19 protein-coding genes and 2 tRNA genes are annotated in these 19,483 nt (G+C 65.4%); 1 reads left to right on the top strand and 20 read right to left on the bottom strand.

Annotated elements, in window-relative coordinates; genetic code table 11:
- Positions 1 to 125 precede the first annotated feature (125 nt).
- From nusA to tpiA, 20 genes are all read right to left on the bottom strand, one after another.
- Positions 126 to 1,637, bottom strand: a complete 1,512-nt coding sequence (nusA, locus tag ACVWWW_RS08285) for a transcription termination factor NusA (protein WP_027082993.1) — start codon at positions 1,635 to 1,637, stop codon at positions 126 to 128.
- Positions 1,638 to 1,642: 5 nt separating this feature from the next.
- Positions 1,643 to 2,248, bottom strand: a complete 606-nt coding sequence (gene rimP, locus ACVWWW_RS08280) for a ribosome maturation factor RimP (protein WP_027082992.1) — start codon at positions 2,246 to 2,248, stop codon at positions 1,643 to 1,645.
- A gap of 153 nt (positions 2,249 to 2,401) precedes the next feature.
- Positions 2,402 to 2,478 (bottom strand) — tRNA-Met (locus ACVWWW_RS08275).
- 79 nt (positions 2,479 to 2,557) lie between these two features.
- On the bottom strand, positions 2,558 to 4,012 hold the full coding sequence (gene nuoN / locus ACVWWW_RS08270; RefSeq protein WP_196804400.1) for an NADH-quinone oxidoreductase subunit NuoN: 1,455 nt from the start codon (positions 4,010 to 4,012) through the stop codon (positions 2,558 to 2,560).
- Between the two features lie 10 nt (positions 4,013 to 4,022).
- Positions 4,023 to 5,537 (bottom strand): NADH-quinone oxidoreductase subunit M, encoded by a 1,515-nt coding sequence (locus ACVWWW_RS08265; protein ID WP_027082990.1) that lies wholly within the window; start codon positions 5,535 to 5,537, stop codon positions 4,023 to 4,025.
- A gap of 27 nt (positions 5,538 to 5,564) precedes the next feature.
- Positions 5,565 to 7,715 (bottom strand): NADH-quinone oxidoreductase subunit L, encoded by a 2,151-nt coding sequence (nuoL, locus tag ACVWWW_RS08260; RefSeq protein WP_027082989.1) that lies wholly within the window; start codon positions 7,713 to 7,715, stop codon positions 5,565 to 5,567.
- Between the two features lie 13 nt (positions 7,716 to 7,728).
- Positions 7,729 to 8,052: an NADH-quinone oxidoreductase subunit NuoK gene (gene nuoK / locus ACVWWW_RS08255; protein WP_036141954.1), complete on the bottom strand. Its 324-nt coding sequence runs from the start codon at positions 8,050 to 8,052 to the stop codon at positions 7,729 to 7,731.
- Entirely contained in the window at positions 8,049 to 8,687 is a 639-nt protein-coding gene (locus tag ACVWWW_RS08250) for an NADH-quinone oxidoreductase subunit J (RefSeq protein ID WP_027082987.1), read from the bottom strand. Before ACVWWW_RS08250 ends, nuoK begins: the two co-directional genes overlap by 4 nt.
- 7 nt (positions 8,688 to 8,694) lie before the next feature.
- A complete protein-coding gene (nuoI, locus tag ACVWWW_RS08245) occupies positions 8,695 to 9,183 on the bottom strand; it encodes an NADH-quinone oxidoreductase subunit NuoI (protein WP_027082986.1) in 489 nt (162 codons plus the stop codon).
- Positions 9,184 to 9,199: 16 nt separating this feature from the next.
- Entirely contained in the window at positions 9,200 to 10,258 is a 1,059-nt protein-coding gene (nuoH, locus tag ACVWWW_RS08240; protein ID WP_027082985.1) for an NADH-quinone oxidoreductase subunit NuoH, read from the bottom strand.
- A 6-nt stretch (positions 10,259 to 10,264) separates the two neighbouring features.
- A complete protein-coding gene (gene nuoG / locus ACVWWW_RS08235; RefSeq protein ID WP_027082984.1) occupies positions 10,265 to 12,496 on the bottom strand; it encodes an NADH-quinone oxidoreductase subunit NuoG in 2,232 nt (743 codons plus the stop codon).
- Positions 12,493 to 13,860 (bottom strand): NADH-quinone oxidoreductase subunit NuoF, encoded by a 1,368-nt coding sequence (gene nuoF, locus ACVWWW_RS08230; protein ID WP_027082983.1) that lies wholly within the window; start codon positions 13,858 to 13,860, stop codon positions 12,493 to 12,495. Before nuoF ends, nuoG begins: the two co-directional genes overlap by 4 nt.
- 7 nt (positions 13,861 to 13,867) lie before the next feature.
- The gene (gene nuoE, locus ACVWWW_RS08225; RefSeq protein ID WP_027082982.1) at positions 13,868 to 14,395 is read right to left on the bottom strand and encodes an NADH-quinone oxidoreductase subunit NuoE; all 528 of its coding nucleotides are present in this window, start codon (positions 14,393 to 14,395) and stop codon (positions 13,868 to 13,870) included.
- Positions 14,396 to 14,420: 25 nt separating this feature from the next.
- Positions 14,421 to 15,722, bottom strand: coding sequence for an NADH-quinone oxidoreductase subunit D (locus tag ACVWWW_RS08220; protein ID WP_051235109.1), 1,302 nt, complete (start codon positions 15,720 to 15,722; stop codon positions 14,421 to 14,423).
- Positions 15,719 to 16,459 carry an NADH-quinone oxidoreductase subunit C gene (locus ACVWWW_RS08215; RefSeq protein ID WP_051235107.1) on the bottom strand — a complete coding sequence of 247 codons (741 nt, stop codon included), beginning with the start codon at positions 16,457 to 16,459 and terminating at the stop codon, positions 15,719 to 15,721. Before ACVWWW_RS08215 ends, ACVWWW_RS08220 begins: the two co-directional genes overlap by 4 nt.
- Entirely contained in the window at positions 16,456 to 17,022 is a 567-nt protein-coding gene (locus ACVWWW_RS08210; protein ID WP_036141947.1) for a NuoB/complex I 20 kDa subunit family protein, read from the bottom strand. The genes ACVWWW_RS08215 and ACVWWW_RS08210 overlap by 4 nt, the downstream gene beginning before the upstream one ends.
- Positions 17,023 to 17,029: 7 nt before the next feature.
- Positions 17,030 to 17,386, bottom strand: a complete 357-nt coding sequence (locus ACVWWW_RS08205; RefSeq protein WP_027082978.1) for an NADH-quinone oxidoreductase subunit A — start codon at positions 17,384 to 17,386, stop codon at positions 17,030 to 17,032.
- A 93-nt stretch (positions 17,387 to 17,479) separates the two neighbouring features.
- Positions 17,480 to 17,564 (bottom strand) — tRNA-Leu (locus ACVWWW_RS08200).
- A 94-nt stretch (positions 17,565 to 17,658) separates the two neighbouring features.
- Entirely contained in the window at positions 17,659 to 18,123 is a 465-nt protein-coding gene (gene secG / locus ACVWWW_RS08195) for a preprotein translocase subunit SecG (RefSeq protein ID WP_027082977.1), read from the bottom strand.
- Positions 18,124 to 18,142: 19 nt separating this feature from the next.
- Positions 18,143 to 18,895, bottom strand: a complete 753-nt coding sequence (tpiA, locus tag ACVWWW_RS08190) for a triose-phosphate isomerase (protein WP_027082976.1) — start codon at positions 18,893 to 18,895, stop codon at positions 18,143 to 18,145.
- Between the two features lie 58 nt (positions 18,896 to 18,953).
- Between tpiA and ACVWWW_RS08185 the strand changes: the two genes are divergently transcribed.
- Entirely contained in the window at positions 18,954 to 19,481 is a 528-nt protein-coding gene (locus tag ACVWWW_RS08185; RefSeq protein ID WP_051235106.1) for a DNA-deoxyinosine glycosylase, read from the top strand.
- Positions 19,482 to 19,483: the final 2 nt, after the last annotated feature.

Genomic DNA, 19,483 nt, shown 5'->3' with positions numbered 1-19,483 from the left:
TCGGTTTCCGTGTTCTCGTTGCGCGGCCGAGGCCGGGCTATCCATTGAATTCTAGCGCGGGTGGGTGGTCCGCCCCCGTCACCCGGGCCGCCGTCCGCCCTGCGGCAGCGGCCCGATGGCGCGGCTTACTCGCCGCGCTCGAGTCGTGCGATTTCTTCGGCGCGTGCCGCGAGGATCAGAGCGGCCGCGCGGGCCTCGTCGAGACCCTCGATGCCGAACTCCACCACCTCGTCCGCGCCGAGGTCCGACAGGTCCTCGCTGGTCCGGATGCCGTTGGCGGCCAGCGCATGCGCGGTCGCCTCGTCCATGCCCTCGAGCGCCAGCAGGTCGTCGGCCGGCATCTGGCCTTCCAGCGACTCTTCCTCGGCCAGCGCGTCGTTGAGCAGCGAGTCGCGGGCGCGCGAGCGCAGCTCTTCGACGATGTCCTCGTCGAAGCCTTCGATCGCCAGCAGTTCGCCGACCGGCACGTAGGCGATTTCCTCGACCGTGTTGAAGCCTTCCGACACCAGGATGCCGGCGATTTCCTCGTCGACTTCGAGCTTGTCGACGAACAGCTGGCGCGACGCGGCCTGCTCGGCCTCGCTCTTGGCCTGCACCTGGTCGGCGGTCATGACGTTGAGCTGCCAGCCCGTCAGGCGGCTGGCGAGGCGCACGTTCTGGCCGCCCTTGCCGATCGCCTGCGCGAGGCGCTCTTCGGCGACCGCGAGGTCCATCGAGTGCTTGTCCTCGTCGACGACGATCGACTGCACTTCGGCCGGCGCCATCGCATTGATGACGAACTGCGCCGGATTGTCGGACCACAGGATGATGTCGACGCGCTCGCCGTTGAGCTCGTTGCTCACGGCCTGCACGCGCGAACCGCGCATGCCGATGCAGGCGCCGATCGGATCGGTGCGGTTGTCGTGTGCAAGCACCGCGATCTTGGCGCGGTCGCCCGGATCACGCGCGCAGGCGCGGATCGTGACCAGGCCCTGGCCGACTTCCGGCACTTCGAGCTTGAACAGCTCCATCATGAATTCGGGCGCGGCGCGGCTGATGAAGATCTGCGGGCCACGCGGCTCCGGGCGCACGTCGTACAGGAAGCCGCGCACGCGGTCGCCGGTACGCAGCACGTCGCGCGGGATGCCCTTGTCCTTCGGGATGATCGCTTCGGCGTTGCCGCCGAGGTCGACATAGATGTTGCCGCGCTCGACGCGCTTGACGATGCCCGTCACCAGCTCGCCGACACGATCCTTCCACGCGTCGATCACCTGCTGGCGCTCGGCCTCGCGGACCTTCTGCACGATGACCTGCTTGGCGGCCTGCGCGGCGATGCGGCCGAAGTCCGGGTTCTCGATCTGCTCTTCGATGAAGTCGCCGACTTCCACGCCTTCGACTTCGTCGATCGCGTCCATCATGCGGATCTGGCGATCCGGCGATTCCATCACCACGTCGTCGGCGACGACTTCCATGCGGCGGAAGGTCTCGTAGCTGCCGTCCTTGCGGTCGATGGTGACGCGCACGAGCACGTCCTCGTCGTGGTAGCGCTTCTTCGCAGCCGACGCGAGCGCGGCTTCGATCGCATCGAAAATGACGTCGCGCGGGACGCCCTTTTCGTTGGCGACCGCATCCACGACCATCAGAAGTTCCTTGCTCATCTCGATTACTCCGCCTCGGACGGATTCGAATCCGCCGGCTTAGGTTGGGTGTTCTTCTTCGGCGCCTTGGCGGCCTTGCCGCCACGACCCTTTTCCTTCTGGGGCGCGAGGCCCAGCGCGACCCAGTCCGGCACGATGCGCGCCTTCTCGACGTTGCCGATGGCGACATCGATGTTGAGCCGCTGGCCGCCGAGCCCTTCGATATCCATGCGCACGTTGTCGCCTTCGACACCGACGATGCGGCCCTGCAGGCGACGACGGCCGTCCTGCGGAAGCTTCAGCGTGACCTTCGCTTCCTCGCCCGCGAACCGCGCGAACTGCGCAGCGGTGAACAGCGGGCGATCGACGCCGGGCGACGACACTTCGAGCGTGTAATGCACGGTGATCGGATCTTCGACGTCGAGCTGCGCGGACACTTCGCGGCTGACGCTTTCGCAATCCTCGATCGTGACCATGCGGCCTTCTGCCGCGGCGTCCTGCGTCACGTCGATGTACAGGCGAAGCACTGCGCTGCCCGGTGCAGGCAGGTACTCGACACCGACCAGTTCGAGCCCGAGGGCCTCGATGGTCGGCGTCAAAAGAGCGGTGATCTGTGTGGCTTTGTCCGCCATTCGCTCAACTCCCGGGCGGCATGCGCCGCGTCCGAAAACAACAAGGGGCCCATTGGGCCCCTTGTCCGGTACTGCTGGATGTCGGTCGATCGCGTGGAGCCGCGACCGTCGAGCCCAAGCAACGGTTCTTCGAAACATTGAAGAACCCGAAGCTGGTAGCGGGGGCAGGATTTGAACCTGCGACCTTCGGGTTATGAGCCCGACGAGCTGCCAGACTGCTCCACCCCGCATCAGGCCGACAATTGTATGGGTGACACCGGATTCGCGCAAGCCTGAATTGCGGTCAATCGCGCCGCGTTCGGCGAATGGTCAGGCGAATGCGCGCTGGCACCACGCCATGACCGGGCTCCACGCGAAGCCGAGCGCCAGAAGTCCGAGTGCGTTGACGGCGAACACGATACGCAGGGGGCGGCTCGCGACCACGGGCTGCGTGTGACTGTCCGCATCATCGAAGTACATCGCCTTGACGACCCGCAGGTAGTAGAACGCGCCGACTACCGCGAACACCACGCCGACGATCGCGAGCCACATCATTCCACCGTCGAGAGCGGCGCGCAGCACCGCGAGCTTCGCCCAGAAGCCGAGGAACGGCGGCAGGCCGGCCAGCGACGCCATTACGCAGAGCACCATGCCCGCCAGCATCGGGTGACGCGCGTTCAGGCCCTTGTAGTCGTCGACCAGGTCGGCCTCGAAGCCGCGCGCCGACATCACCACGATCATGCCGAACGCGGCGACGGCCATCAGCGCGTAGCTGATCGCATAGAACATCGCTGCCGCAAAACCCTGCGAACCGCCGCCGGCGATGCCCATGAACAGGAAGCCGACATGCGACACCGTCGAGTACGCGAGCATGCGCTTCAGATTGCTCTGCACCATGGCGCCGAGGTTGCCGATCGCCAGCGACGCAACGGCGATGACCGCGAACAGAAGCCGCCACTTTTCATCAAGGGCATTGGCGCCCACTTCGAACAGGCGATACGCCATGCCGAACGATGCGAGCTTCGGCGCCGAACCGATGAACTGCGTGATCGGCGTCGGCGCGCCTGTGTAGACGTCGGGCAGCCACATGTGGAACGGCGCGCCGCCGAACTTGAACGACACGCCCGCGAGCATGAAGACGACGCCGGTCACGAGCATCGTGCCGCCCTCGCCGCTCGCGACCACCGACGCGATGCGCGTGAGGTCCAGCGAGCCGGTCGCGCCGTAGACGAGCGACATGCCGTACAGCAGCAGGCCGGACGCCAGCGAGCCAAGGACGAAGTACTTGATGGCCGATTCCGATGCGAGCGCGCTATCGCGATCGATGGCGACCAGCGCGTACGAGCACAGTGCAAGCATCTCCAGGCCGAGGTAGATCATTACCAGGCTGCCCGCAGACACGAGCAGCATCATGCCGACGGTCGCGAACAGCACCAGCACGGCCACTTCGCCGCGGTACAACTCACGCGCGCGCAGGAACGGCCACATGTAGAGCATCGAGAGCGCGGAGACGACCAGTACCGCGACCTTCAGCACATCCGCCGCGGTGTCGCGCACGAACATGCCGCCTAGCGTGGTCGCGTCACCGCCGACGCCCGTCGCAACCATGATGGCCACCGCGACGAGAGCGACGATCGCGCCCGCATGCGTGACGATCCGGCGGCCCTCGTCGAGGAATAGGTCCAGCATCAGCAGGACAAAGGCGGCACCCACCAGCACCATCTCCGGAAGGAGCGGCATCAGGTCGGCGGCGGTGGGCATCGGGGCAATCATGGGCGGCGGTATTCCGTCGGCATTACAGCTTGGACGACTCGATCTGCTTGGCGAGCTGCGCGATCGAAGGCTGCATCAGGTCGGTGAGCGGCTTGGGCCACAAGCCCAGCAGCAGCACGCCGACGGCGAACGCGCCGAGCACGAAGCCCTCGCGCTTGTTGATGTCGGTGAGCGCCGCGACGTTCTCGTTGGCGACCTCACCCCAGACGACGCGCTTGACCAGCCACAGCGTGTAGGCGGCACCGATGATCAGCGTGAACGCAGCGCCGAACGCTAGCAGCGGATTCTTCTGGAAGCTCGCGATGATGACCATGAACTCGCCCACGAAACCCGACGTGCCCGGCAGGCCCGAATTCGCCATCGCGAATAGCACCATGAAGGCGGCGAACCACGGCATGACGTTCGCGACGCCGCCGTAGTCGCGGATCATGCGGCTGTGCATGCGGTCGTAGAGCACGCCAACGCAGCTGAACATCGCGCCCGACACGAAGCCGTGGCTGATCATCTGCACCATCGCGCCCTGCAGGCCGAGTTCCGCGCCGGTTGCATTGCCCATCTCGCGCACCAGGCTCAGCGCGATGAACGTGCCGATGGTGACGAAGCCCATGTGCGAGATCGACGAATACGCGATCAGCTTCTTCATGTCCTCCTGCACGAGGGCGACGAGGCCGACGTAGACGACCGCGATGATGCTCAGCGTCAGCGGCAGCCACGCCCAGTACCAGCTCGCGTCGGGGACGATCGGCAGCGCAAAGCGCAGGAAGCCGTAACCGCCGATCTTCAGCATGATCGCCGCCAGCACGACGGAGCCCGCGGTCGGCGCCTCCACGTGCGCATCAGGCAACCACGTGTGCACCGGGAACATCGGCACCTTCACCGCGAATGCGATGAAGAAGGCGAAAAACAGCCAGGTCTGCTCCTTCATCGTCAGCGGCAGCGCGTACATGTCGGCGAGCTGCCAGCTGCCACCCTTCAGGTACAGATAGATCAGCCCGACCAGCATGAACAGCGAGCCGAGGAACGTGTAGAGGAAGAACTTGATCGAGGCATAGATGCGGCGCGGCCCGCCCCAGACGCCGATGATCAGGAACATCGGGATCAGCATGCCTTCGAAGAAGACATAGAACAGCATCGAGTCGAGCGCCGCGAAGACGCCGATCATCAGACCTTCGAGGATCAGGAACGCGGCGTAGTACTGGCTGACGCGCGCGTCGACGGATCCCCACGCACCGATGAGTACGAGCACGGAAGTGAACGTGGTCAGCGCGATCAGTGCCGCCGAAATGCCGTCAGTGCCGACGTGGTACTGGATGTCGTAGGACGCGATCCAGATGCGCGCTTCCTCGAACTGCATGCCGGGGTTCGAGAAGTCGAAGCCGGTGAACAGCGGGATGGTCAGCGCCAGCACGACGATCGAACTGGCGACTGCGAACCAGCGCGCGGCGTTCGGACGTTCGTTGCCGAAGGCGAGCGTGATCACACCGGCCAGGATCGGCAGCCAGATGAGGAGGCTCAGCAAGGGAAAGGTCCCGTTCAAGGGCTCGGGGCTCACGTCATTCCCTCGTCAATGCCAGCCGCGCATGAGGAAGGCCAACAACAGAATCAGGCCGACGATCATCGCGAACGCGTAGTGGTAGAGATAGCCGGACTGCAGACGGCGCGAGAGGCGCGCGACCACGTCGACCAGGCGGGCGCTGCCATTCACGGCGACGCCATCGATCACGATCGAATCGAACATCCGCGACGCGCGGCCGAGCGCGATACCACCACCCGCGAAGCCGTCGATCCACAGATTGTCGAAGCCGTACTTGTTCTCGAGCACGCGCACCGGCCACGCGAACATGCGGCGCGCGCGATCGGCGAGTTCGGGCTTGATCAGATACATCAGCGTCGCCAACGCGAACCCAGCGACCGTGAGCCAGAACGCAGGCGCCTTGAGTGCGTGCGCCGCCATCAGCACTGGACCGTGCCAGTCCTCCTCGCCGATCTTCGCCATCGTGTCGCGAGCAGCCTGCAGGTCGATCGCGCCGAGGAAGAAGGGCCACTGCTTCGTGTGCCCGGTCCAATCGGTGCCGAACAGCATTGGGCCGGCGGTGAAGAAACCGATCAGCATCGACGGGATCGCGAGCAGGACCAGCGGCAGTGTCACCACCCACGGCGACTCGTGCGGTTCGTGCACGCCGTGATGGCCGTGATCGTCGTGGTGACCATGGCCGTCGTCGTGCAGCGGCTCGTGCAGCGTCTGCGAACCCTCGGCATGCGCGTCCACGTTGTGGTGCGTGTCGGACGGAACGACATCGCGGAAGCGCTCGCGGCCGTGGAAGGTCATGTACAGCAGGCGGAAGCTGTAGAACGACGTCACGAACGCGCCCAGCAGCACACACCAGTAGGCGTACTTCGCGATCCAGCCGTCGCGGTGCTCGGCCGCGAACTTGGCCGCCTCGATGATCATGTCCTTCGAGTAGAAGCCGCTGAAGAACGGCGTCGCGACCAGCGCGAGCGTGCCGATCAGGCTCGTCCAGTAGGTGATCGGCATGTACCTGCGCAGGCCGCCCATCTTCCGCATGTCCTGCTCGTGGTGCATGCCGATGATCACGCTACCGGCCGCGAGGAACAGGAGCGCCTTGAAGAAGGCGTGCGTCATGAGGTGGAACACGGCCGCGGAGTACGCCGACGCGCCGAGCGCGACGGTCATGTAACCGAGCTGCGACAACGTTGAGTACGCGACGACGCGCTTGATGTCGTACTGCACCATGCCGATCAGGCCGGTGAAGAACGCCGTCGTCGCACCGATGAACAGCACGAAGTTCAGCGCCGTCTGGCTCATCTCGAACAGCGGCGACATGCGCGCGACCATGAAGATGCCGGCGGTCACCATCGTCGCCGCGTGGATCAGTGCGGAGATCGGTGTCGGGCCTTCCATCGAGTCCGGCAGCCAGACGTGCAGCGGCACCTGTGCGGACTTGCCCATCGCGCCGATGAAGAGGCAGACGCAGGCCACGGTCATCACGGACCAGGACCACATTCCGCTCGTCGCCGCCGGATGGTTGAACATGTCGCCCAGCAGGTGACCGGTCATCACCGGCGCGCGCGCGAACACGGTGCCGTAGTCCAGCGAACCGAACGCGTACAGCAGCAGCGCGATACCCAGCAGGAAGCCGAAGTCGCCCACGCGGTTGACGAGGAACGCCTTGAGGTTCGCGAACACCGCGGTGGGCTTCTTGAACCAGAAGCCGATCAGCAGGTACGACACGAGGCCGACCGCTTCCCAGCCGAAGAACAGCTGCAGGAAGTTGTTGCTCATGACCAGCATGAGCATCGAGAAGGTGAACAGCGAGATGTAGCTGAAGAACCGCTGGTAGCCCGGGTCTTCTTCCATGTAGCCGATCGTGTAGATGTGCACGAGCAGCGACACGAAGGTGACCACCACCATCATCATCGCGGTGAGGCGGTCGATCATGAAACCGACGTGCGCCTGCAGCCCACCGATGTCGAACCAGGTGTAGAGGTTTTCGTTGAACGGCGCGGCGCCCTGCCCGACCAGCGTCCACAGCACGCTCATCGACAGGACGCAGCTCGTCGCGACGCCGAGGATCGTGACCCAGTGCGCGCCGGCGCGGCCGATCTTGCGGCCGAACAGGCCCGCGAGGATCGAGCCGATCAGCGGCGCGAGGACGATCGCGACGAGGATGGACTTGGAAATGACGTGTTCCACACCGGGCATCGGATCAACCCTTCAGCGAATCGATTTCGGCGACGTTGATCGTTCGCCGATTGCGGAACAGCGTGACGAGAATCGCCAGGCCGATGGCGGCCTCGGCCGCTGCGACGGTCAGGATGAAGAACACGAACACCTGACCCGACGCGTCACCGAGTTGCCGGGAGAACCCGACGAAATTCACGTTGACCGACAACAGCATCAGCTCGATCGACATGAGCAGCACGATGATGTTGCGGCGGTTGAGGAAGATACCCGCGACCGCGATGCAGAACAGCACCGCGCCGAGCGCGAGGTAATGGCCCAGCGTGATGCCGTGCGCCGTCAGGATCATGCGTCACCTCCGGTGGGCGGGACCGGCGCCTTCGCCGGACGCACCGCGTCCATGCGCACGAGGCGCACGCGATCGGCCGCGCGAATGCTCGACTGCCACGACGGATCCTGCTGGCGGACCCCGCCGCGATGGCGGAGTGTCAGCATCACTGCCGCGACGACCGCGATGGTCAGGATGACGGCTGCGACTTCGAACGGCAGCAGGAAGTCGGTGAACAACGTGCGCGCCAGCCAGACCGTGTTCGGCACATCGGTGCCAGCCGCGGCGTTGGCGGGCAGACCGGCCGCCATCTGCGCGCGCACGCCGATCAGCGTGACGATCTCGACCAGCATGACGATCGAGACGATCAGGCCGATCGGCAGGAAGCGCACGAAGTGCTTGCGCAACGGCGCGACGTCGATGTCCAGCATCATCACGACGAACATGAAAAGCACCATTACCGCGCCGACGTAGACGAGGATCAGCGCGATGCCGAGGAACTCGGCACCGGCGACGATCCAGGTGCAGGCGACGGAGAAGAACGTCAGCACCAGGCACAACACGGCGTGCACCGGATTGCGCAGGGTGATGACCGCGCCCGCCGCGATGACGGCCGTGGCGGCGAACAGAAGGAAGGCGATCTGCGCAAAGTCCATGGCGGCCTCAGCGGAAACGGGCGTCGAGCTGGCGACGCTCGGCGAGCTCGGCTTCAAGCCGGTCACCGATCGCGAGCAGCTGCGGCTTCGTCACGACGTTCTGGCCGCGCGTGTCGAAGTGGTACTCGAGGATGTGCGTCTCGACGATCGAGTCCACCGGGCACGACTCCTCGCAGAAGCCGCAGTAGATGCACTTGAACAGGTCGATGTCGTAGCGCGTGGTGCGACGCGTGCCGTCCTCGCGCTTCTCGGAATCGATCGTGATCGCCAGCGCCGGGCACACCGCCTCGCACAGCTTGCACGCGATGCAGCGCTCTTCACCGTTTGGGTAACGACGCAGCGCATGGATGCCGCGGAAACGATGCGACTGCGGCATCTTCTCCATCGGATACATGACCGTGTACTTCGGCTTGAACAGGTACGACGCCGTAAGCCACAGGCCCTGCATCAGCTCGATGAGCAGCAGGCTTTTGAAGTAGGACGTAATGCGCTTCATGGGGTCCGGGCGTCCGTCACTTGTAGGGCACGAAGACGCCGTAATAGGCCATCAGGGCGGTGACGCAGATCCACGCGATCGTGATCGGAATGAACACCTTCCAGCCGAGACGCATGATCTGGTCGTAGCGGTAACGCGGGAACGAGGCGCGGAACCAGATGAAGGCGCTCGCGAAGAACGCGACCTTCAGCAGCAGCCACCACCAGCCGTCGACCGACAGCAGCGGAATGCCGAGCCCCTGGAACGGGCTCAACCAGCCACCGAGGAAGAACAGCGACGTCAGGAAGCTGACGAGGATCATGTTCGCGTATTCGGCCAGGAAGAACAGCGCGAACTGCGAACCCGAATACTCGACCATGTGGCCGGCGACGATTTCCGACTCGCCTTCCACCACGTCGAACGGTGCGCGGTTGGTTTCCGCGACGCCCGAGATGAAGTAGACGACGAACAGCGGGAACAGCGGCCACATGAACCACTCGAACATGCCGGCATTGCCGGCCTGCGCGCGCACGATCTCCGACAGGTTGAGGCTGCCCGCGGCGATCAGCACGCCGACAAGCGCGAAGCCCATCGCGATCTCGTACGAGACCACCTGCGCGGCGGAGCGCATGGCGCCGAGGAACGCGTACTTCGAGTTCGACGCCCAGCCCGCGAGGATGATGCCGTACACGCCCAGCGACGTCATCGCGAGCAGATACAGCAGGCCCGCATTGACATCGGCCAACACGACCTTCGTGTCGAACGGCACCACCGCCCATGTGGCGAAGGCCGGGGCGAGGCCGATCAGCGGCGCGAGCACGTACAGCACCTTGTCGGCGCGCACGGGCTGGATGACTTCCTTGAACAGAAGCTTGAAGACGTCGGCGAACGCCTGCAGCACGCCCATGCCCACGTACATGGGTCCGTGGCGCACGTGCATCCAGCCGATGAGCTTGCGCTCCCAGACCACGTAGAACGCGACCGAGATGATCACCGGCATGGTGATCGCAAGGATCTTCAGGACGATCCAGACGAGCTGACCGGTGACGCCGAAACCGTCGAACCAGCCGTGCATCGAATCAATGGCCTCATGCACCATCTATCAGGCCCTCCCGGCGTCGACGCGTGCGGTGCCGAGCGGCGACGTCGCGCCGTGACCGCCTTCGATATGGACGGTGCCGACCGCCACCTTCGCACTGACTTCGACCGGCAACTTCGCGGATCCGGCAGCGACCGCGAAGCGACCGACGGAACCGTGTTCGAGGCCGAGCGACTGCGCGTCCTGCGGGTTCACGTATGCACGCGGCGCGTGGTTGAGCGGATGCGACTGCAGCGCGGGTGCGCGACGAACCACCGCGTCGACGCGATAGATCGCCGGACTCACGGCGAGCTCGAGACCACCCTGCCCCGCATCAGGTGCACGACCGGCGGCGACCTGCACGTTGCGCGGCGCAATCGACGCGCGAGCACCGGCGAAGTCGACGAATTCGAAACCCGGAACCGCAAGCTCCGTCGCGAGCGCACGCAGCACGCGCCAACCCGGGCGCGCCTGGTCAGGCAGCTTGCCGCCCGCGACGGCGATCTGGTCGCGACCTTCGAGGTTGGTCAGCGTCGCGTCGATTTCCGGCAGTGCGCCGATCGGCAGGATCACGTCCGCGACCGCACGCGTCGACTCGCAGGCGAACTGACTGAACGCGACGACCTGCGCACCGTTGAGTGCTGCCATCGCGATGCCGGTATCCGCGAAATCGAGGCCCGGCTCGATGCCGTACAGCACGTAGGCCGAGCGCGCGTCGGCGAGCATCGCCTGCGTGTCGCGCGACGTCGGCAGCACGCCGTGACGCGCAAGACCGACGGCATTCGCGCCTTGCGGCACGCGGCAGAGCTTGGCACCCGTCGACTCGGCGAGCTGGTGTGCAGCAGCGCGAATGCGCGCGGCGTGCGGGCCGTTCTCGGCGATCGACCCGACAATGATCGCGGCGGACGTCGCACCGGTCAGTGCATCGCGCAGCGAGGTATCACCCAGCGCATCGGCAATTCGTGACGGCGCGACGATCTGCTTGCCGACGATCTCGAACGTGAAGTCGAAATCGACCGGATTGACGACGAACACCTTCGCGCCGCGCGTCCACGCGCGACGGATGCGCGCATGCACCAGCGGAAGCTCGTGACGGATGTTCGAGCCGACGATGACGATCGTCGATGCGGTGTCGATATCGGCGACCGGCATCGCGAATGGTTCGGCGATGGCTGCGTCCGACAGGTCGACCTGCCCGAGGCGATGGTCGATGTTGCCCGAACCCAGCGCATCGGCCAGGCGCGCGAGCAGCGCACCTTCCTCGTTCGACGTCGACGGATGCACGAGCACGCCAAGCTTGTCGGCGCCGTTGTCGCGCAGGATCTGCGCCGCGCGTGCGAGCGCCTGCTCCCACGACACTTCGCGCCACTCGCCGGCGTCCTTGACCATCGGACGCGTCGCGCGATCCGCGGCGTACAGGCCCTGGTGCGAGTAACGGTCACGGTCGGACAGCCAGCACTCGTTGACCGCGTCGTTGTCACGCGGAACGGTGCGCAGCACTTCGCCGCGACGCACGTGCAGGAACAGGTTGCTGCCAAGCGCGTCGTGATAACCGAGCGACTCACGCGCCATGAGTTCCCACGGGCGCGCCTTGAACTGGAACACCTTGTTGGTCAGCGCCCCAACCGGACAGACGTCGATCACGTTGCCCGACAGTTCCGTCGTCAACGGCTTGCCGTCGTACGTACCGATCTGCAGGTTCTCGCCGCGATACATGCCGCCGAGTTCGTACGTACCGGCGACCTCCGCGGTGAAGCGAACGCAGCGCGTGCACTGGATGCAGCGCGTCATCTCGGTCGCGACCAGGGGACCGATGTCCTCGTCCGGCACCGTGCGCTTGCGCTCGGAGAAGCGCGAGATCGATCGGCCGTAGCCCATCGACAGGTCCTGCAGTTCGCACTCGCCGCCCTGATCGCAGATCGGGCAGTCGAGCGGATGGTTGATCAGCAGGAACTCCATCACGTTGCGCTGGCTCTTGAGAGCCTTCTCGCTACGCGTGACGACCTTCATGCCGTCCATCACCGGAGTGGCGCAGGCCGGCGCCGGCTTCGGCATCTTCTCGACTTCCACCAGGCACATGCGGCAGTTCGCCGCGACGCTGAGCTTGTCGTGGTAGCAGAAACGCGGGATCGGAATGCCGGCCTTGTCGGCGGCATGGATGATCATCGAACCCTTGGGCGCGGCCATCTCGACGCCGTCGATGAAGACGGTGACGTGATCCGGCGGAAGGTTCGGATTGACGGGTTGCGCACTCATGCGGCGGCCACCTGCTGCACGACCGTGCCCGCGGCTTCGTCGTCGACGAGGAAGCGCTTGTTGACGATCGCGTATTCGAATTCATGCCAGAAATGGCGCAGGAAGCCCTGCACCGGCCACGCCGCGGCTTCGCCGAACGCGCAGATGGTGTGGCCTTCGATCTGGCCGGCGGCGGCGCGCAGCATCTGCAGGTCGTCGAGCGTCGCTTCGCCATTCACGATGCGCGTGAGCATGCGGTACATCCAGCCGGTGCCTTCGCGGCACGGCGTGCACTGGCCGCACGACTCCTTGAAGTAGAAGCGCGCAATGCGCTGACAGGCGCGCACCATGCAGGTGGTGTCGTCCATCACGATGACCGCACCCGAGCCGAGGCCGGAACCGGCCTTCTGGATCGCGTCGTAGTCCATCGTCAGCGACATCATCGTGTCGCCGGGCAGCACGGGCATCGACGAGCCGCCCGGAATCACCGCCTTGAGCTTGCGACCGCCGCGAACGCCGCCGGCCATCTGCAACAGTTCGGAGAACGGCGTGCCGAGACGGATCTCGAAGTTGCCCGGGTTGGCGACGTGGCCCGACACCGAGAACACCTTCGGGCCGCCGTTGTTCGGCTTGCCAAGGCCTGCGAACCATTCCGCACCGTTGCGGATGATCGCCGGCACCGACGCATACGTTTCGGTGTTGTTGATCGTCGTCGGCTTGCCGTACAGGCCGAAATTCGCCGGGAACGGCGGCTTATAGCGCGGCTGGCCCTTCTTGCCTTCCAGCGATTCCATCAGCGCAGTTTCTTCACCGCAGATGTAGGCGCCGGCGCCGAGCGCGCCATAGATGTCGACGTCGATGCCGCTGCCGAGCACGTTCTTGCCGAGCCAGCCGTTTTCGTACGCTTCCTTCAGCGCCTGCTCGAAATGCTCGAACGGCTCGTGATGGAATTCGCCGCGCAAGTAGTTGTAGGCCGCCGTCGAACCGGTCGCGTAGCAGGCGATGGCCATGCCTTCGACGACCGAATGCGGGTTGTAGCGCAGGATGTCGCGATCCTTCGCCGTGCCCGGCTCGGACTCGTCGGAATTGCAGAGGATGTACTTCTGCCCGGCGCCCTTCGGCATGAAGGACCACTTCAGACCGGTCGGGAAGCCCGCGCCGCCGCGGCCGCGAAGGCCTGACTGCTTGACCATGTCGATCACTGCAGCCGGCTCGATCTTCTCGGTGAGGATCTTGCGCCAGGCGCTGTAGCCGCCGGTCTTCAAATAGTTTTCGTACGACCACGGCGTGTCGAAGTGCAGCGTCGTGTAGACGACGTTGTGCTCCTGCGGCGCCGGGCCGACCGGGCCGTAGCCCTTGGAATAGTCGTGGTGCGAATGCGCCATCGCGCGATTACTCCAACCCGTCCAGAAGCGCGTCGACCTTCGTCGTGTCGAGCTTCTCGTGGTAATGGCCGTTGATGACGACGACCGGCGCACCGCAGCAGGCGGCGAGGCATTCCTCTTCGCGCTTCAGGTACACGCGGCCGTCGGCTGTGGATTCGCCAAGCCGGCAACCGAGTTTCTTCTCGGCATGCTCGACCAATTCCTGCGCGCCGTTGAGCCAGCAGCTGATGTTGGTGCAGAAGGCGACGTTGTGGCGGCCGACCTTCTCGGTCTCGAACATCGAATAGAAGCTCGCGACCTCGTATGCCCACACCGGCGGAATGCCGATGTACTTTGCGACCGCGGCGATGATCTCGTCGCTCAGCCAACCGTCGTTCTGCTCCTGCGCAGCGTGCAGGCCCTGCAGCACGGCGGAGCGGCGACGGTCCGCCGGGAACTTCGACAGCCAGTGGTCGATGTGCGCGCGCGTAGCATCCGTCAGCGCGACCATGGGGTCGACGTTCTGGCAGGCTTCGAAGTTGCCGGTGGCTTTCATTTCGGTGAGTGCTCCAGCGATCGACTCAGCGGTCGATCTCGCCGAAAACGATGTCGTAGGTGCCGATCATCGCGACGACGTCGGCCAGCATGTGGCCCTTGACGATCGCGTCCATCGACGAGAGATGCGCGAAACCCGGCGCGCGCACTTTCAGGCGGAACGGCTTGTTCGCGCCGTCGGAAACCAGGTACACGCCGAACTCGCCCTTGGGCGCTTCCACCGCCGCATAGGTCTCGCCCGCCGGCACGCAATAGCCTTCGGAGAACAGCTTGAAGTGGTGGATGAGCGCTTCCATGTCGTCCTTCATCTCTTCGCGCTTGGGCGGCGCGACCTTGAAGTTGTCGACCATGACGGGGCCCGGGTTGGCCTTCAGCCACTTCACGCACTGCTGGACGATGCGGTTCGACTCGCGCATCTCGGCCACGCGGACGAGATAGCGGTCGTAGCAGTCGCCGGTCTTGCCGACCGGAATATCGAACTCGACCTGGTCGTAGCGCGCGTACGGCTGCATCTTGCGCAGGTCCCACGCGATGCCCGAGCCGCGAATCATCGGACCGCTCATGCCCCAGGCATGCGCGTCTTCCGGCGACACCACGCCGATACCGACGGTGCGCTGCTTCCAGATGCGGTTGTCGGTGAGCAGCGTTTCGTACTCGTCGACGCGCGCCGGGAAATCGCGGGTAAAGGCTTCGATGAAGTCGAGCATCGTGCCTTCGCGCGACTCGTTGAAGCGCTTGAGGTTGTTGCCCTTGCGCCACGGCGACTCGCGGTACTTCGACATGCGATCCGGCAGGTCGCGATAGACGCCGCCCGGGCGGTAGTACGCGGCATGCATGCGCGCACCGGACACCGCCTCGTATACGTCCATCAACTCTTCGCGTTCGCGGAACGCGTAGAGGAAGACGGCCATCGCACCGAGATCGAGCGCGTTCGATCCGATCCACATCAGGTGGTTCAGGATGCGCGTGATCTCGTCGAACATCGTCCGGATCCACTGCGCGCGTTCCGGAGCCTCGATACCGAGCAGCGTCTCGATCGCACGCACGTAGGCGTGCTCGTTGCACATCATCGAGACGTAATCCAGACGGTCCATGTACGGAACCGACTGGTTGAAGGGCTTGGATTCGGCGAGCTTCTCGGTCGCGCGATGCAGCAGACCAATATGCGGATCGGCGCGACGCACGACTTCGCCATCCATCTCGAGGATGAGGCGCAGCACGCCGTGCGCGGCCGGATGCTGCGGGCCGAAGTTCAGCGTGTAATTGCGGATCTCGGGACCGAGGTTGGTCGGACGCAGCGGTTCGGCCTGGGACGGAACGGCACTCACTTCTTCACCTCCGCGCGCTGCGCGGCTTCGCCGACCGAGGTCTCGTAGCGCGCGTCGTCACGGATGACGCGAGGCACGAGCACGCGCGGCTCGATCGTCACCGGCTGATAGACCACGCGGCGACGCTCGGCGTCGTAACGCACTTCAACATTGCCGATCAGCGGGAAATCCTTGCGGAACGGATGACCGACGAAGCCGTAGTCGGTCAGGATGCGGCGCAGGTCCGGATGATCATCGAACACGATGCCGTAGAGGTCGAACGCCTCGCGCTCGAACCAGTTCACGCCCGGCCAGATGCCGACCAGCGACGCGACCGCGGGCACCGCATCGTCGGGCGCGAACGTACGCACGCGAAGACGCGCGTTGTGCTGCACCGACAACAGATGGGTGACCACGGCGTACCGACGCTCGGGCGCGATCGTCGCGCCGTTCGGCTGCTCGCCCCAGACGAAGCGGCCCATGCCTTTGCCTTCGACGCCGCGCGAAAAGCCTTCGGACGAGACGCTGGTGTCCCACTCGTCGCTGCCGTAGCTCAGGTAGTCGACGCCGCAAAGGTCGACGACCTGCTCGAAGCCGAATTCGTCGCGCAGCGCGACATGCGTCGCGAGCCATGCATCGTGCGGCAGTTCCAGCGTGACTTCGCCGCGCGGCTGCGCGACGGTCACGATGCCGTCGGCGAAGCGTTCGCGCAGGCGCGACGCGAGAACGGGTTCGATCGCTTCCGGCACCGCACTCATGTGCGCACGCCCTCGCGGGTGTCGCCGAAGTTGGTGCCACGACGGATCTTCTTCTGCAGCTGCAGGATGCCGTAGGTGAGTGCTTCGGCCGTCGGCGGGCAGCCCGGCACGTAGATGTCGACCGGCACGATGCGATCGCAGCCGCGCACGACCGAATATGAGTAGTGGTAGTAGCCGCCGCCATTGGCGCAGCTGCCCATCGAGATGACCCACTTCGGGTCCGGCATCTGGTCGTACACACGGCGCAGCGCCGGCGCCATCTTGTTGACCAGCGTACCCGCCACGATCATCACGTCGGACTGGCGCGGCGACGGGCGGAACACGACGCCGAAGCGATCGAGGTCGATGCGCGCGGCACCCGCATGCATCATCTCGACCGCACAGCAGGCGAGACCGAACGTCATCGGCCACATCGAGCCGGTGCGCGCCCAGTTCCACAGCGTGTCGAGGTTCGTCGTAACGAAGCCCTGCTGCATGACCGGGTTGTCGGCCTCGGGCAACAGGATGTCGTCGAGCCGCCCTTCGGGCAGCGGATTGAACATACGGTCGGAAAGCGACTTCATGGCGACCTCACTCCCAATCCAGGGCGCCGCGCTTCCACGCGTAGGCGAAACCGATTACCAGCAGCGCGAGGAAGGTGCCCATCTCGACGAGGCCGAACGGTCCGAGCTCGCGAAACACCAGCGCCCAGGGGAATACGAACGCGATCTCCAGATCGAAGACGATGAAGATGATCGCGATCAGGTAATAGCGCACGTTGAACTGCATGCGCGCGTCTTCGAACGCATTGAAGCCGCTTTCGTAAGGCAGCAGCTTCTCGACCGTCGGGGTTTTGGGCCCGAGGACGCGTCCGACAATGATCAAGGCGACGCCGATACCGCCGGCGACGATCAGGAACAGCAGGGTCGGCAGATATTCGGCCAGCACTCGTGTTCTCTCGGCTCTCGCGCGGCGGGCCGGCGTATGCCGCACGGCGCGCTTCGGTCACCCCGCACCGTCGCGGCCGGGGGATGCTTCGTGTGGTGCCCAAGGGGGGACTCGAACCCCCACGACCTAAGTCGCTACCACCTCAAGGTAGTGCGTCTACCAATTCCGCCACCTGGGCAAAAACATGTCATCCGGGACGACTTTTTCGGGTCGCTTGCGACCCACTCCGTGCTTCCGTGCCGGAGCAGCACATTGTAACTAAATCGCGCGGTTTAACCACCCTGCGACGGCGCATTCGGCGTCGTCGTCACAGGTGCGGTTTGCGCCGGTGCAGTGGCGGGCGTCGTCGCAGGAACCGACGGTGCCGTTGTCGGCGCTGCAGGAATCGCACTCGGTGCCGACGGCACTGCGCTGCCCGGCGCGACCGGAACTGCAGTCTTCGACGCTGGCGCGTTCGGCACCTGCGACATGATGCTGCCGCCGTTGTCGGCATCGGGCTTGCTCGCATTGCGCGAGACATTCCACGAGATGAGCAGGCTCAGCACGAAGAACACGACCGCGAGCCACTTCGTCGACTTCGACAGGAAGTTGGCCGAACCGCGCGAGCCGAACACGGTGCCCGAAGCGCCGCCGCCGAAGCCGGAACCGGCCTGCGCGCCAGCGCCGCGCTGCATGAGGATCAGTGCGATCATGCCGATCGCAAGCAGCACATAAATGATGTTCAAGAACAGCAGCATGGGATGGCCCCGTCGAGGCTCAGGGGGCGGCCGCTCGCGCGATCGCCAGGAAGTCCGCGGCCTTCAGCGATGCGCCTCCGACCAGTCCGCCATCGACGTCGGGCTGGGCGAAGAGCTCGGCCGCGTTGTCAGGCTTGACGCTACCGCCATACAGGATCGGCAGCGAGCCGCCGATTCTAGCATCGCGCTGGGAAATCTCGCCACGGATGAAGGCGTGGACCTCCTGTGCCTGCTCCGGGCTGGCAGTGCGGCCGGTGCCGATCGCCCAGACCGGCTCGTAAGCGAGGACGGCACAGTCAAGGTCCGCGACGCCGTCGCCGGCGAGCAGCGGCTCCAGCTGCTGCTCGATCCGCCACCAGGTGCGACCGGCTTCACGGTCTTCGAGCGTCTCGCCGACGCACAGGATCGGCACGAGGCCGGCGGCCTTGGCGGCTCGGAACTTGCGCGCGACCAGCTCGTTCGATTCGTGGTGGTACTGACGACGCTCGGAATGCCCGACCAGCCCATAGACCGCGCCGACATCCTTCAGCATCGACGCCGACACTTCGCCGGTGTACGCACCCTGCTCGTTCGCGCTCACGTCCTGCGCGCCGAAGCCGAGGCCGCGTGCACCGTAGTGCTGCACCAGTTCGGCGAGGTATGGCAGCGGCGGGAGGATCACGCGCTCGACCCCGGCGACCGCCGTTTCCGCGACGACCGCATCGAGCAGCGACGCGGCGAACGCACGATCTCCGTGCAGTTTCCAGTTTCCGGCGACGATTCGACGACGCATCGCGTGTTCCCCTCGAAATCCGGCGCGAAGTCTAGCCCAACCCGCGACGCCACCGACCATGACGACCCTCCGCGGCCTGCCACCGATCGAGAATCCCGACGCGCGAGCACTCGTGCTCGGCAGCATGCCGGGCGGCGCGTCGCTGCGCGCGGGCCGCTACTACGCCCATTCGCAGAACCTGTTCTGGACGTTCATGGGTGAGCTGGTCGGCGCGCTACCGGAGTGGACGTACGAGCGCCGCATCGAACAATTGCGCTCGGCCGGCGTCGCGCTCTGGGACGTGATCGCGACCTGCGAACGGACGGGCAGCCTGGACAGCGCGATCCGCGGCGCGGTCGCGAATGACTTCAGCGCGTTCTTCGCGGCGCACCCGCGGCTGCGTGCGGTGCTGTTCAACGGTGCGACGGCGGAGGCCACGTTCCTGAGGCAGGTGCCGGTCGACGTCGTGCCATCCGGCGTGCAACTGATCCGGGGGCCGTCGACCAGCCCGGCGAATCGTTCGATACCCACCGCGACCAAGCTCGACGCATGGCGGGGCGCACTGACCGATGCCGGCGTTCGGATGCGGCCGGCACCGTCGGTATAGTC

It is taken from the genome of Lysobacter sp. HA18, from assembly GCF_054057595.1.
Note: the sequence above shows the minus strand (reverse complement) of the source record. Positions and strands in the feature narration are given on the sequence as shown.